15 protein-coding genes are annotated in these 14,709 nt (G+C 47.9%); 13 read left to right on the top strand and 2 right to left on the bottom strand.

From position 1 onward, the window contains the following. The first annotated feature begins 307 nt into the window (after positions 1 to 307). The 4 genes from Q0Y54_RS07155 to Q0Y54_RS07140 all read left to right on the top strand — a co-directional run bounded on the left by Q0Y54_RS07155 (position 308) and on the right by Q0Y54_RS07140 (position 4,028). On the top strand, positions 308 to 1,987 hold the full coding sequence (locus Q0Y54_RS07155) for a DUF342 domain-containing protein (RefSeq protein ID WP_297965755.1): 1,680 nt from the start codon (positions 308 to 310) through the stop codon (positions 1,985 to 1,987). Positions 1,988 to 2,007: 20 nt separating this feature from the next. Then, the gene (locus Q0Y54_RS07150; protein WP_297965753.1) at positions 2,008 to 2,349 is read left to right on the top strand and encodes a hypothetical protein; all 342 of its coding nucleotides are present in this window, start codon (positions 2,008 to 2,010) and stop codon (positions 2,347 to 2,349) included. A 91-nt stretch (positions 2,350 to 2,440) separates the two neighbouring features. Then, entirely contained in the window at positions 2,441 to 3,406 is a 966-nt protein-coding gene (locus tag Q0Y54_RS07145) for a hypothetical protein (protein ID WP_297965751.1), read from the top strand. Positions 3,407 to 3,428: 22 nt separating this feature from the next. Further along, entirely contained in the window at positions 3,429 to 4,028 is a 600-nt protein-coding gene (locus Q0Y54_RS07140; protein WP_297965749.1) for a hypothetical protein, read from the top strand. 85 nt (positions 4,029 to 4,113) lie between these two features. Here Q0Y54_RS07140 and Q0Y54_RS07135 read toward each other — a convergent pair whose 3' ends face one another. Continuing rightward, the gene (locus Q0Y54_RS07135; RefSeq protein ID WP_297965747.1) at positions 4,114 to 4,515 is read right to left on the bottom strand and encodes a hypothetical protein; all 402 of its coding nucleotides are present in this window, start codon (positions 4,513 to 4,515) and stop codon (positions 4,114 to 4,116) included. Positions 4,516 to 4,531: 16 nt separating this feature from the next. Beyond that, positions 4,532 to 5,371, bottom strand: a complete 840-nt coding sequence (locus Q0Y54_RS07130) for a polysaccharide deacetylase family protein (RefSeq protein WP_297965745.1) — start codon at positions 5,369 to 5,371, stop codon at positions 4,532 to 4,534. 208 nt (positions 5,372 to 5,579) lie between these two features. Here Q0Y54_RS07130 and map point away from each other — a divergent pair, with 208 nt between their 5' ends. The 9 genes from map (at position 5,580) to tuf (ending at position 14,558) form a co-directional block, all read left to right on the top strand. Then, complete coding sequence (map, locus tag Q0Y54_RS07125) at positions 5,580 to 6,455, top strand: type I methionyl aminopeptidase (protein WP_297965743.1); 876 nt, start codon at positions 5,580 to 5,582, stop codon at positions 6,453 to 6,455. Between the two features lie 163 nt (positions 6,456 to 6,618). Further along, entirely contained in the window at positions 6,619 to 6,987 is a 369-nt protein-coding gene (gene aroH, locus Q0Y54_RS07120; RefSeq protein WP_297965740.1) for a chorismate mutase, read from the top strand. A 118-nt stretch (positions 6,988 to 7,105) separates the two neighbouring features. Then, positions 7,106 to 7,486, top strand: coding sequence for a RidA family protein (locus tag Q0Y54_RS07115; protein ID WP_297965738.1), 381 nt, complete (start codon positions 7,106 to 7,108; stop codon positions 7,484 to 7,486). Positions 7,487 to 7,523: 37 nt separating this feature from the next. After that, on the top strand, positions 7,524 to 9,521 hold the full coding sequence (gene tkt / locus Q0Y54_RS07110; protein ID WP_297965736.1) for a transketolase: 1,998 nt from the start codon (positions 7,524 to 7,526) through the stop codon (positions 9,519 to 9,521). A 408-nt stretch (positions 9,522 to 9,929) separates the two neighbouring features. Beyond that, the gene (locus Q0Y54_RS07105; protein ID WP_297965734.1) at positions 9,930 to 10,175 is read left to right on the top strand and encodes a ribosomal L7Ae/L30e/S12e/Gadd45 family protein; all 246 of its coding nucleotides are present in this window, start codon (positions 9,930 to 9,932) and stop codon (positions 10,173 to 10,175) included. Between the two features lie 150 nt (positions 10,176 to 10,325). Then, positions 10,326 to 10,709: a 30S ribosomal protein S12 gene (rpsL, locus tag Q0Y54_RS07100; RefSeq protein WP_027397544.1), complete on the top strand. Its 384-nt coding sequence runs from the start codon at positions 10,326 to 10,328 to the stop codon at positions 10,707 to 10,709. 53 nt (positions 10,710 to 10,762) lie between these two features. Then, the gene (gene rpsG, locus Q0Y54_RS07095) at positions 10,763 to 11,233 is read left to right on the top strand and encodes a 30S ribosomal protein S7 (protein ID WP_027397545.1); all 471 of its coding nucleotides are present in this window, start codon (positions 10,763 to 10,765) and stop codon (positions 11,231 to 11,233) included. A gap of 38 nt (positions 11,234 to 11,271) precedes the next feature. Then, entirely contained in the window at positions 11,272 to 13,350 is a 2,079-nt protein-coding gene (gene fusA / locus Q0Y54_RS07090) for an elongation factor G (RefSeq protein WP_297965729.1), read from the top strand. A 20-nt stretch (positions 13,351 to 13,370) separates the two neighbouring features. Further along, positions 13,371 to 14,558: an elongation factor Tu gene (gene tuf, locus Q0Y54_RS07085; protein ID WP_297965727.1), complete on the top strand. Its 1,188-nt coding sequence runs from the start codon at positions 13,371 to 13,373 to the stop codon at positions 14,556 to 14,558. Positions 14,559 to 14,709: the final 151 nt, after the last annotated feature.

Raw genomic sequence — 14,709 nt, 5'->3', positions numbered from 1 at the left:
GTTTCCCTTTCAGGACTAGCTTCGCGTCGCCCTTACAGGACTAGCTGCGCGTCGCACGAGGCGGTCAGTGTCAGCTACTCAGCTTCGACTATTGTCTTGCTTTGTAGGACACTTTCGCATGGGACGTATTAACAAAGCATCGTTGCTGCTTTGATACGTCCGCACTGGGAGATATGCTCGCCAGCTGTTGTAGTTTGTTTTCCCCCACCTAAAGAGGTGGGGGACATCTTAAAGCTCGTTATATAAATGCATGGAAGCGTTGTTTGTTATCCTTTGGGAGAAGGGGATAACCAAAGGAGGTCTGTTTATGGATAGTAATACTTCAGTCTCTAAAGTCGGCAATCGTGATTCCGGTTATTTATTTGAATTTCGTAACGACGGTGTTTATTTGACTGTATTTGAGTCATTGGAGCCGGGCATTCAATTTGAATTATCGGATATGCGTCAGATATTAAATGAATTCAGCGTTGATGATTACAATCTGGAGCTTTTGGCCAGGTTGGTACGTGAGCAGTCCGGAATTCCCACAAAAATATCCGACAGCTTTGTGGTGCCCCAAAATTATAAATCAGATGAACATAAGGGAAGTACTGATATTCAGCTTACAACGGACGAATTAAATGAAAATCGGGACTATGGCGGCATTTTTGTGGATGTGTCCAGGGACAAGCTGGAGGTTACGGTCAGATTTGATATTAGGGATAATCAGGCAATTCCTACAGTGGAAATGATAAAGGAAGCCTTGGCTATAAAAAATATTGTTTTTGGTTTGGATGAAGAGGCCATAAAGGAAGCGGCCCAAACAGGCCGTATCACCAAGGTAGCCTTTGGTGTGCCGCCGGAGAATGGTCTGGATGCCCAGATTGTAAAAAAATATGACTTGAGTATTACCGGGCGGCCTGTGGCCGACGAATATGACCGGGTAGATTACAAGAATTTGAATATTTTTATTTTGGCCAAGCGGGGTCAGGTGCTGGCGGAAAGAATACCCCATACTCTGGGAAAGCCGGGCACCAACGTACATGGTGCACCTATACGCCAGAAGCCTGGTAAGCCAAAGCCGGTTCCGGCCGGAAAGAATACCGTAATCAAGGATGAAAATTTTGTGGTTGCGGATATTGACGGGCAGATTGTGGACAGCGGCAATAAGATTAGTGTTGACCCTCATTTGGACATCAGGGGCGATGTGGGAATGGCCACCGGCAATATCGACTTTGTGGGCGGCGTAACGGTGAATGGCAATGTTCAGCTGGGCTTTGAGCTTAAGGCCACCGGTGATATTGAGATAAAGGGCATGATTAGCGGTGGAGACGTTATTGGCCGTAATATCATTGTCAATGGCGGCGTTCAGGGAATGCACCGCGGTAAGGTCCGGGCTGAAAATGATTTCCAGGCTACCTTTGCGGAAAATGCTGATATTGAGGCCGGGGGCAACGTAATCATATCAGATGTTTCGATGCATTCCACCATTCGGGCCGGTCATACCCTTATTGTTGAAGGCAAAAAGGGACTGGTTAATGGTGGCTATTTGGCAGCGGGAGAAGAAATAAGGGCGGTAAATATTGGCAATGCCAGCAATGTGGTTACCCGGCTGGCAGTTGGTGTAAATCCAATGCTCCAGAAGCAGTATCAGACCGTGTTAAAGGAATATAATGATGCCAAAAAGCGCCTTGATCAGGTTACCAAGATGGTAAATACACTGGGAAAGCTGGATATCAGCCAGCTGCCACCGGATAAGGCAGAGCGGTTCAATGCATTGATACGCTCCCAGTTTCCGCTGGCAGGTATTGTAGAGCGTAATGAACGTTTGCTTAAGGAATTGGATGCAGAGCTTCAAAAGATGAAGCGAGGTAAAATTCGGGTAAAGGATACGCTGTATCCGGGAGCCAGATTAAGCATCAACTCCATTATGAAAAATGTTCAGGTGGAGGAAAAGTGCTGTACCCAGTACGTGGAAGATGATTTCATAAAGATAGGACCCTATTGACAATGGAAGGGGGCGTGGGTATGGATTTTAGCCCAATGAATATCAGAATGACTGTGCCTCAATCAGCAGATGTAGGTCAGCTTCAGCATAATATGAATCAGCATGGTGCCGTGGTACATGATTATCAGGCGGTAAAGGACCAGCAGGAGCAGGAGCATCTGCAGCAGCAGGTCCGCAGCAAGGAAGAGGCTGAGGGCCAAAAGATAAAGGATAACCCTGATGAGGAACGGGGAAAGGGCGGCTACAGAGCCAAAAAGCGTAAGGCCCCAACCCTGGAGTCGGACAAGGAGGAGCAGGAACAAGAGCCTGAGAAAATGGCGGTTGATCAATATAGGGGTCACAATATAGATATAAGCTTTTAATCCGCTGTTGACGGATAATATTCAACTAAGTTCAGGTGGAGCTTACAGCTCCACCTGAATAGGTTTACGTTTTATTTTATGGGAGAGTTAGATGACCACTGAGATTTTAGGTTTTTTAATCATTGTTGGGGCAATTATTGTCTTATTGGCCCGCAGACAGCTCCAAAAGGTGGAGGAGGACCCTGAGGTGATGGAGGCTTCTGCCGGAAGACTGCGCTATGAGCTGGAGCAGTCCGCAGATGAAATCATCAATCGCATGGCTGGTCATGTTGATCATTTGGAGGCCTTGCTGCGGGAAGCGGATTATAAGGCGGAGCTGTTGCAGCAGCGTATTGATGAGCTAAAGAGACTTCAGGCCCTTCAGGGCAGTCCCATGCAGGCTCCAACGGGACAAAGGGTGGGGCCGCGGGATATGGGGGCATTGCAGGCCCAAATGGCGGCGGCCGGGTCATCCTCCCCAGCTGAAATTTCAGAGGAGGTATTGTATAAGGCCAATGAGGCAAGGCTTGACTCCTCAATGGAGGACAGGGCCTTTTCACAGCTGTTGGACTCCAATCTGAAAAATCCTGATCTCATGGTACCTGATAATGTGGAATATGCTGATATTTCGGCTTCGGCTAAGGGTATATCAGCAGCTGGTGATACACCGGCTGAGGCCAATACAGGGGAATATTCAGGGGAGCAGCCGGCATACGATGAACCGGAGCCTGACAGTGATATTCCCCAGGAAGCACAGTTGGCCCTGGAGGCCTTTCGGGAGGTTTCCAAAAATTTGGAGGCAGCCCAAAATGATATGGGACTTCACGTGGATATCAGCAGTGAGCCGGAGGATAGCTATATGACCGGCATGGACCATATAGCAGAAGCCCCCGCTCCCCCAAGGGATAAGCAGGAGAATGTAAATATCATTGAGGATCCTGACATTTCCGATAGTGATGATGCTACGGAAATAGCCAGAAAGCTGCTTATTGCAGGGTATACCCCGGAAGAGGTGGGGAAATTTACCGGCTTGGGCATGAATGCCATTGCCCTGCTGCGGCAAATCCACAAGGTTTAAAAAAGAAAAGGAGTATTGGAAATTGGAGAACATGTTACCCATGATTGTTGCCGGTGTTTTTGGACTGCTTTGCGTAATGGGCGTAATTTATGTAAAGGTGTCTGACCGGGAGCTTATACAGGAAAAGGACGAGGGAATAAAGACCCTGAACGGCGAAATGCAGAAGCGGGCCCAGGAAATTGAGGCCCTGGAGGAAGAGATACGGGAGCTGAACCGAAATAAGGAAATCCTGGATTATGTAAAAGTAAAGTATCCGGTTATTGGTGACCTGATTAAAAGGGAGCATATGGAGGAGGGTACAGTTGTAAAACGGGATGAAGCCTACAATGATTATCAGCATGCCCTGGAGAATTTTCGGCCAGCCACTGAGTACGAGGCTGAGATACAAAAATTAAAGGACGAGCTGTATGTGGAAAAGATGGAGGGAGAGTATCTCACCGTATTCAGAAATATCATTATCCGCAACAGTGAAAAGCTGACTGATGAGGTGGTAGTAAATAAAAGCTATAATTATGACCGGGCCATAAAGGGTGAGCCGGGTCATGCTGCCGGCTTTGATATCGATATTGATATCCTCAAGGGCGATATTAAAAAGTATCAGCATAAAATGGAGGATAAATAAGACAATATTAAAAGGGACTGTCCCCTATGATGATTTTTCATCAGTGGGCAGTCCCTTTTTTACAGCTAAAGATATATTAAACAGGTCAAAAATGGAAATAATTCATCATCTTCATGGTGATAGCCTTTGCCTCATCCTCCTTATGCCGGAGAAGATATTTCAATGAGCCGTAAAAGAAGAAGGAATTTACCGGAAGATACCGCTTGCGTTTTTTAAAATTGGCCCAGTAGATAAGCTTATCAAAGATAATAGCGTAGTCCTCCTCAGTGGCATTGTATTTCTTTATGAGACCCTTTAAGCGGAAATCATTGCAGGCGTACTGATACATTCTGGCAATGAGCTCCTCCCTGGATATGGTCTGGTAATCATAGAAGCCAAGAATAAGCTCGTTGATGACGTTGTCTCTTTTTAAAATGCGGACCATGGCCAGCAAAAAGGCGATAATCAGGGCCATGAGACAGGCATAGGATATAATGTTTGCAATCATGACAATAGGCCTCTCCTTATGGGATAAATATCAGCTCGGCCAACAGGGGATAACCTGCTTCCCTGAGGCTGGAGCGGAACCGCTCAATACGGCCCACCACCGGGGCCATGTGCAGGCGTATCCAAAATCTTGGCATTACAAAGTGCTGGCTGCCAAAGATCGGAATGCGGTTCATGGTATAGGGGTCATCACCCTGGCGTACATAATCATTATAAACTGTAAAGCCCCCCTTGTAGCCGGCCTTTTTAACCTCAGAAAGGACCTGCTGGTTATAAAAGCCGCCGGGATAGGCAATAAATTCACAGAATTTAAAGGACTTCCATTCGACGGCCAGCTTGCCCCCTACCAGCTGATTTACCAATTCGTCATGGGTCAGGGGAGTCAGCTCAAAGTGGCTTAGGGTATGACTGCCCATATAAAGCTTATTTTCGCTCATTTCATATACCTGCTTCCAATTTAGGTAATTGTCAAAGCGTTCCATATAATCGGAGACCAGAAAAATACTGGCTTTCATGTTATGCTCCTTCAAAATGGGATATGCGTATTCGTAATTATCGGCATAGCCATCATCAAAGGTGATAAGTACAGGCTTGTCAGGCAGCTGGGTACCATTTACCAAAAAGTCATGGAGCTCCTCCGGGGAAATGGTAGTGTAGCCGTTGGCATCCAAATATTCAATTTGGGCGGCAAAGTTATCCAGGGGTACTGTCAGAGGGTTTTTCTCCACGGGATTAACCTGGTGATAGTTCAGTACAGGAATGCCCCCATAACTTTCCCTGATATTCCACAGGCATATAACCAGGAAAAAAGAAAAAATAATATAGGCAATGGTAAGTATTCTGCTTTTACTGTTCAACTTTCCGAACAATCCTTTCATATCTATATATAGCATAAAAAAGAGTCACTAAAAAATATTGTAATACCCTATATATTCATTGTCAAATGAGGAGAAAAAATGGATTGGTAAAATAGTAATCCCGCTGTATAAAAAATACTTGCCTCTTCTAATTTACTATGATTAAATAAAGATTGGACTATAGAGTTGAAAGGAAGCATTCAATAGAATGAACAGAAATGATTTGTGTTGGTGTGGCAGTGGATTAAAATATAAGAAATGTCATTTGGATTTTGATGAACGGATTGAGTCATACAGGTATGATGTCTTTAAATCCCAATGCAAGCCGCCCCACGATATTATATTAACTCCCGGAGATATTCAGGGTATCAAAAAAAGTGGTGTAATTAATGATGCGGCCCTTGATTTGGCCGGCAGTATGGTGGAGCCGGGGCAAAATACCGGGGCTATTGATGAGGCAGTCAGGGAATTTATTGAAAAAAATGGGGGTATACCGGCCTGCCTGAATTACGAGGGCTTCCCCAAAAGTATATGTATTTCCATCAATGAAGTGGTTTGTCATGGCATTCCCTCCAAAAAAAACATATTAAAGGAAGGGGATATCGTAAATATTGATATCACCACTATTTTGGATGGCTATTATGCTGATGCCTCCCGTATGTTTATTGTGGGCGGCCATACTACTCCTGAGGCGGAGAAGCTGGTGCGGGTAGCCAAGGAATGTATGGAGCTGGGCATCGAGGCCGTAAAGCCCTGGGGCTGGCTGGGGGATGTGGGAGCAGCCGTAAACGCCCATGCAAAGGCCAACGGCTATTCCGTTGTTACTGAGCTGGGGGGCCATGGAGTAGGGAAGGATTTCCATGTGGAGCCCTTTGTGCCCCATGTGGGGCAGCCTGGCACGGGAATGCTTTTGGTGCCTGGCATGGTGTTTACCGTTGAGCCCATGATTAACGCCGGGCGGTACAAGGTTACTGTGGACAAGAAGGATGGCTGGACAGTTCGGACGAAGGATGGTTCCCTGTCTGCCCAGTGGGAAAAGACCATATTGGTTACTGAAACCGGTACAGAGGTACTGTCCAGCTGATAATTAATCCTTTGGCTCCCATGGGGGAGCTGGCCGCCGGGCTTGAGGGAGTAAATCAGTGTGGAATAAATATACCCCATTCCCTTGGCTCCCTTGGAGGAGCTGGCCGCCGGGCCTGAGGGGGTAAATCAGTGTGGAGATATTATTGTAGGGAGGAATGGATTTGCGGGGATTACGTGGGGCTACTACTGTAGAGGAAAATACCGCCCAGGCAATCTGGGCTGCAACCCAGGAGGTTGTCAGCGAGATGCTGAAAAGGAATAATGTGAAGCCGGAGGATATTGGGGCAGCAATTTTCAGTGCCACTGAGGATATAACAGCTGCCTTCCCGGCCTCCGGTGCCAGAAAGCTGCCTGGCTTTGATGCCGTTCCGCTGTTTGATGCCCGCCAGATGAATGTGGAGGGGGCCATGGAACGCTGTATAAGGGTTCTTCTGTTGGTGGATACCGACCTGAAGCAGCGGGAAATCAACCATGTTTTTTTAGGCAAGGCTGCCAGTCTGCGTCCGGACCTGACAGGTACGGGGAGGTAGTCAGGCCTTGCAATTCTCGAAAAATCAGAATACCAGCTCGTGGCTCCCGGAGGGAGCTGGCCGCCGGCCTGAGGTGGTAATTCAGCATTTCTGAAAAAATAGACAGGAGGAAATATTTATGAATGAAATTATTGCTACCAACAATGCCCCAGGGGCCATTGGCCCATATTCCCAGGCAGTAAAGACTGCCGGCGGCATGCTGTTTGTTTCCGGTCAGATTCCCCTGGTTCCGGCTACCGGTGCTGTTGTGGAGGGCGGCATTGTGGAGCAGACCACCCAGGTTCTGGACAACCTCAAGGAGATTGTTGCCGCAGCAGGCTACAGCCTCTCTGATGTGGTAAAGACCACCGTCTATATTACCAACATGGAAGACTTCGGCAGGGTAAATGAAATTTACGGCAAATATTTCACCGAAAATTGCCCGGCCCGGGTATGCGTTGAGGTCAGCCGGCTGCCTAAGGATGTTCTGGTTGAGATAGATGTAATAGCCTCCAAATAATGTATGGGTAATGTTTTGCTGTAAGGAGTGGGTTTAGTTGAATAATGTAGAAAAAAATAGCATAAATGCTATCCGCGTGTTGGCGGCGGAAATGATTCAGAAGGCCAAGTCCGGTCATCCGGGACTGCCAATGGGTTGTGCCCCTATTGTCTATGAGCTGTGGGGCAAGCATATGAACCATAATGGAAAAAATCCTAAGTGGGCCAATCGGGACAGATTTGTTCTTTCCGGTGGTCATGGCTCTGCCATGCTGTATGCCCTGCTGCATCTCTTTGGCTATGGCCTGACGGTGGAGGATTTAAAGAATTTCCGTCAATTGGACTCCCTTACACCGGGGCATCCTGAATATGGTCATACTGTAGGCGTGGAGGCTACCACCGGCCCATTGGGCGCAGGGATGGCCATGGCTGTAGGTATGGCTATGGCAGAGTGCCATTTGGCTGCTGAATTCAACAAGCCGGGCTATGATGTGGTGGACCATTATACCTTTGTATTGGGCGGCGATGGCTGTCTTATGGAGGGTATTTCCTCTGAGGCCTTCTCCCTGGCCGGTACCTTGGGTCTGTCCAAATTGATTGTTATTTATGACAGCAACCGCATTTCCATTGAAGGCAGCACGGATCTTGCCTTCACTGAGGATGTTATGAAGCGCATGGAGGCCTTCGGCTTCCAGACCATCGATGTGGCTGATGGTAATGATTGCGGGGCTATTGGCAAGGCTATTGAGGAGGCCAAGAGGGATACGGCCCGTCCATCCTTTATACGGGTACATACGGAAATCGGCTACGGCTGTCCGGCCAAGCAGGGGAAGGCCAGTGCCCATGGTGAGCCATTGGGTGAGGAAAATCTCCAGGCCACCAAGGAAAATCTTCAGTGGCCGGAGAATACAGCCTTTAAGGTTCCTGATAAGGTCTATGCTGATTACAGGGAGCTGGCCAGCAAGGGGGAACAGGCTGAGGCTGAATGGAATAAGCTCTTCGTCGCCTACTGCGCCAATTTCCCGGAGGAGGCCAAACGCTGGGAGAAATTCCATTCTCCGGTGGATGCTGATGCCCTCCTTAAAAATGAGGAATTCTGGGCCAGAAATGACAAACCAACGGCCAGCCGGGCTCTGTCCGGTAATCTCATCAATAAGCTGAACGGTATTTTGCCAAATATGTTCGGGGGCAGTGCGGATCTGGCTCCTTCCAATAAAACTGAAATGAAGGGTGAGTCCTTCTTTGGCAAGGATAATTATGCCGGCAAGAATATTCACTTCGGTGTACGGGAGCTGGCCATGAGTGCCATTGCCAACGGTATTACCCTTCACGGCGGATTGCGGACCTATATCGGCACCTTCTTTGTATTCTCCGATTATTTGAAGCCAATGATTAGACTGGCTGCCCTGATGGGCCTGCCGGTTACCTACGTGCTGACCCATGACAGTATCGGCGTAGGAGAGGACGGACCTACCCATGAGCCAGTTGAGCAGCTGGCTATGCTGAGAAGCCTGCCAAATATTAACGTGTTCCGTCCGGCTGATGACAGGGAAACGGCTGTGGCCTGGTACAGTGCTGTTACCAGCACCAAGACCCCTACGGCCCTGGTTCTCACCCGCCAGAATTTGACTCCCCTTTCCGGCAGCAGCAAGGAAGCCATGAAGGGCGGTTATGTAATCGCCGACTCCTCCGGGGAAACTCCTGAGGGAATTATTATTGCCACCGGCTCCGAGGTGGCCCTGGCCATTGAGGCCAAGGAACTCCTGAAGAAGGAGGGCGTGGATGTACGGGTGGTATCCATGCCATGTATGGATATCTTTGAACAGCAGAGCGATGAATACAAGGAGAAAATCCTTCCCAAGAAGGTTCGGGCAAGAGTGGCTGTTGAGGCTGGCCGGGACTTCGGCTGGGGCAGGTACGTGGGGCTGGATGGCGCAACGGTATGCATGAACTCCTTTGGGGCATCGGCACCGGCTGCCAAGCTCTTTGAAAAATTTGGCTTTACCAAGGAAAATGTTGCTGAGGCAATGCGAAAGGTAATGGCCGGACTTAAATAATATTCAGGTCTAACAGAAAATAATACTAAGGCATAACAGAAAATAATATTCGGGCCTAATAGAAAATAAAAATCGGACTGACCAATGCTTCAGTCCGATTTTTTGTTTTTCAATTTTAACCATAGGGAACAAAAAAATTTTAGTAAATTTTATTGAAATAATGTGCATAAGTGAATGAAAAAAAGTCAAAAATGAGTATATGTTGGTTATGTGTGCCAGAAAAAACAAGTGGTGTACAGCTAAGATATACACATGTACACAGCCTGTGATATTGGTGTAACTTATGACACACCAGACTGCGTGTACAAGAAAAGCCTAGAAAAATAAAGTGTTGACATTGATTTTAGGGGGTGTTAAAATACCTTTGTGCCTAGGGTAAGAGGATTTCCATTTATAGGAGTGAAGCCTATGCAGCTGGATGAATTGAAGAGGGCAGAGCATGTTACCGGTATCAAACAAGTAACCAAAGCCGTCAACAAAAATCAGGTTGTGTTCGTATTTCTGGGATCAAATGCAGAGGGCAGGGTTACAGAACCATTAAAAAGCCTCTGCAATGACAAAGGGGTTCCCGTTGAAGCAGAATATACCATGGAGGAGCTTGGCAAGGCCTGCTCCATCGGGGTAAAGGCTGCTGCGGTGGCAGTTCTCAGATAGACACTATCGTTAAAAAAATTATACTGTCTGCAAAGTGATGACCTCATCCGTCAGCCTGTGGGCTGCCACCTTTCCCAGAGGGGGAAGGCACGGACAGTGTGATTTTTTAATAAATACTAAATACTCAATTTGAAGGAAGGAGGTGCATGTATGCCTACAATTAATCAGTTAGTTCGCAAGAGCAGACAGAGCATGCAGGATAAATCTACAGCACCGGCATTAAAGAATTGCCCACAGAAACGTGGCGTTTGCACAAGAGTTTACACTACAACTCCTAAGAAACCAAACTCCGCATTACGTAAGGTTGCCCGTGTTCGTTTGACAAATAGCATTGAAGTAACCGCATACATTCCAGGCATTGGCCATAATCTGCAGGAACATAGCGTTGTTTTGATCAGAGGCGGACGTGTTAAGGATTTACCAGGTGTACGTTATCACATTGTTCGTGGTTCCCTGGATACCGCTGGTGTTCAGGATCGTGCTCAGGGCAGATCCAAGTACGGTGCTAAGCGCGCTAAGGCTAAGAAAGCATAAGCAGCAGGAAAACAATTCTAAAGACTGAAGATTATGGAAGGAGGCAAAAACAGATGCCAAGAAAAGGTTCAGTACCTAAGCGTGACGTGTTACCGGATCCAGTGTATCATTCCAAGATCGTCACTAAGTTCATCAACAAGGTAATGCTTTCTGGTAAGAAGGGCGTTGCTGAAAGAGTAGTATACGATGCATTTGAAATTATTCGTTCCAAGACCGGCCAGGATCCACTGGAGGTTTTTGAGACTGCATTGAAGAATGTTATGCCAGTTCTGGAGGTTCGTGCCCGCCGTGTGGGTGGTGCCAACTACCAGGTTCCGGTAGAGGTTCGTCCTGACCGTCGCATGACCCTGGGTATCCGTTGGACTGTAAACTACGCAAGACTGCGTGGCGAGAAGACCATGGATGAGAGACTTGCCGGCGAGCTGATGGATGCAGCCAACAACACTGGCGCAGCAATCAAGAAGAAGGAAGATACCCACAAGATGGCTGAGGCCAACAAGGCTTTTGCCCATTATCGTTGGTAATCTTCTAATAGAAGTAAAGTTTAAGGAGCGATATACAAGTGGCAAGAGAGTATAGTCTCGAAAAGACTCGCAATATCGGTATCATGGCTCATATCGATGCCGGTAAGACAACCACTACTGAGCGTATCCTCTTCTATACAGGTGTCAACCACAAGATTGGTGAGGTTCATGAGGGCGCAGCTACCATGGACTGGATGGAACAGGAGCAGGAGCGTGGTATTACCATTACTTCCGCTGCAACCACTTGCCATTGGAAGGAACATCGTATCAATATTATTGATACCCCAGGCCACGTTGACTTCACTGTAGAGGTAGAGCGTTCTCTGAGAGTTTTGGACGGTGCTGTGGCAGTATTGACTGCCCGCGGCGGCGTTGAGCCTCAGACTGAGACCGTATGGCGTCAGGCTGAGAAATATAGCGTACCACGTATGGCTTATGTAAATAAGATGGATATTACTGGTGCGGATTTCTATAACGTAATCAATATGATGCATGAGCGTCTCCAGGCCAATGCAGTTGCAATCCAGCTGCCAATCGGTGCTGAGGACGATTTCCAGGGCATCATTGACCTGATTAAGATGGAAGCTATCATTTACGAGGACGACCTTGGCAAGGTAGCTGACGAAGTGGAAATTCCTGCTGATTTGAAGGATAAGGCTGAGGAGTATCGTGAGATTCTCATGGAGGCCCTTTCCGACTTCGATGATGAATTTGCAATGAAGTACCTTGAGGGTGAGGAAATTTCCGAGGAGGAGATTAAGGCCGTAATCCGTAAGGCTACCATAGCTTGTAAGATGTGCCCTGTTACCTGCGGTACCTCTTATCGTAACAAGGGCGTACAGCCTATGCTGGATGCTGTTGTTGATTATATGCCTGCTCCAACTGATATTGCAGCTATCAAGGGCGTTAACCCTGATACCGGCGAGGAGGACTCCCGTCCTTCCAGCGACAGCGAGCCATTTGCTGCATTGGCCTTCAAGATTATGGCTGACCCGTTCGTTGGTAAGCTGGCATTCTTCAGAGTTTACTCCGGTACCCTTTCCGCCGGTTCCTATGTGTTTAACTCCACAAAGGGCAAGAAGGAGCGTATCGGCCGTATCCTCCAGATGCATGCCAATAACCGTAAAGAGCTTGATATTGTATACAGCGGCGATATCGCTGCAGCAGTAGGCCTCAAGGACACCACTACCGGTGATACCCTTTGCGATGAAAATCATCCAATTATCCTTGAGTCCATGGAATTCCCGGATCCGGTTATTTCCGTAGCAGTTGAGCCTAAGACCAAGAACGACCAGGAGAAGATGGGTATTGCCCTTCAGAAGCTGGCTGAGGAGGATCCAACCTTCCGGGTTCGCACTGATGAGGAAACTGGTCAGGTTATTATCTCCGGTATGGGTGAGCTTCACCTGGAGATCATCGTTGACCGTATGCTCCGCGAGTTCAAGGTTGACTGCGTAGTAGGTAACCCACAGGTTGCTTATAGAGAGACCATCCGCAAGGAGGTTGACTGCGAAGGCAAGTTCGTACGTCAGTCCGGTGGTCATGGCCAGTATGGTCACTGCAAGCTCCAGCTTATTCCTCAGGAGCCAGGTGCTGGCTTCAGCTTTGAGAACAAGGTTGTGGGTGGTGCTATTCCTAAGGAATTCATCAGCCCAATCGAAGCTGGTATCAAGCAGGCTATGGAGGCCGGCGTTCTCGCTGGTTATCCTGTTGTTGATGTTAAGGCTATCGTTTATGATGGATCTTACCATGAGGTTGACTCCTCTGAGGCTGCATTCAAGGTTGCCGGTTCCATGGCATTCAAGAATGGTGCCCTCAAGGCTGATCCAGTAATTCTCGAGCCTTATGTAAAGGTTGAGGTTATCGTTCCAGAGGAATACATGGGCGATGTAATCGGTGACCTGAACTCCCGTCGTGGTCGTATCGATGGCATGGAAGCACGTAATGGTGCCCAGGTTATCAACGGTTATGTACCACTTTCCGGTATGTTCGGTTATTCCACTGACTTGCGTTCCAAGACTCAGGGCCGCGGTAACTACTCAATGGAAGTTTCTCATTATGAGGAGGTTCCTAAGAATATCGCAGATGGCATTATTGCCAAGAATAAAGGCGAATAATAAGGAGGAAATAATCCAAAATGGCAAAGGAAACATTTGAAAGAACAAAACCACATGTTAACATTGGTACTATCGGTCACGTTGACCATGGTAAGACTACCCTGACTGCTGCTATCACCAAGGTTCTCTCTGAGAAGGGTATGGCTAAGTTTGAGGATTATGCCAACATCGATAAGGCTCCAGAGGAAAGAGAGCGCGGTATCACCATCAACACTGCACACGTTGAGTACGAGACTGAGTCCCGTCACTATGCACATGTTGACTGCCCGGGCCATGCTGACTATGTAAAGAACATGATCACTGGTGCTGCTCAGATGGATGGTGCTATCCTGGTAGTATCCGCCGCTGATGGTCCTATGCCTCAGACCCGTGAGCACATCCTGCTCGCCCGTCAGGTAGGTGTACCTGCAATGGTAGTATTCCTCAACAAGGTTGATCAGGTAGACGATCCTGAGCTCTTAGAGCTGGTTGAGATGGAAGTTCGTGAGCTGCTCTCCAGCTACGAGTTCCCTGGCGATGACATTCCAGTAGTTGCTGGTTCCGCTCTGAAGGCTCTCGAGGGTGACGAGGAGCAGAAGGCTAACATCCTGAAGCTGATGGAAGAGGTTGATGCTTACATCCCAACTCCTACCCGTGATACCGATAAGCCTTTCCTGATGCCAGTAGAGGACGTATTCACTATCACTGGTCGTGGTACTGTAGCAACTGGCCGTGTTGAGCGTGGTCAGCTGAACCTGAACGATACTGTTGAGATCGTAGGTATTGCTGAAGAGACCCGTTCCACTGTTGTAACTGGTATCGAGATGTTCCGTAAGCTGCTCCCAAGCGCACAGGCTGGTGATAACATCGGTGCTCTGCTCCGTGGTGTTGACCGTAAGGACATTCAGCGTGGTCAGGTACTTGCTAAGCCAGGTTCCATCAACCCACACACCAAGTTCAAGGGTCAGGTTTACGTATTGACCAAGGAAGAGGGCGGCCGTCACACTGCTTTCACTTCCAACTACCGTCCACAGTTCTACTTCAGAACTACTGACGTTACCGGCGTTGTAACCCTCCCTGCTGATGTTCCAATGGTAATGCCTGGTGATAACGTAGAGATGGCTGTTGAGCTCATCACTCCAATCGCTATCGAGGCTGGTCTCCGCTTCGCTATCCGCGAGGGTGGCCACACTGTTGGTGCAGGCCGTGTAACTGAGATTGACGCTTAATAGTTAATCTTGGTAACAAAAAGATTTATCAAATTTCCTTATTATATAAGGGCGGCTGTTTGGTCGCCCTTATAATAAGGTTTATGGTACACTCCGTATTGACATTTTCAGTATGGTATATATAATAAGAAGCGGTGTGCTTCTAAGTACC

The sequence above is a fragment of the uncultured Anaerovibrio sp. genome (assembly GCF_947302755.1).
Classification (GTDB): Bacteria; Bacillota; Negativicutes; order Selenomonadales; family Selenomonadaceae; genus Anaerovibrio.
Note: the sequence above shows the minus strand (reverse complement) of the source record. Positions and strands in the feature narration are given on the sequence as shown.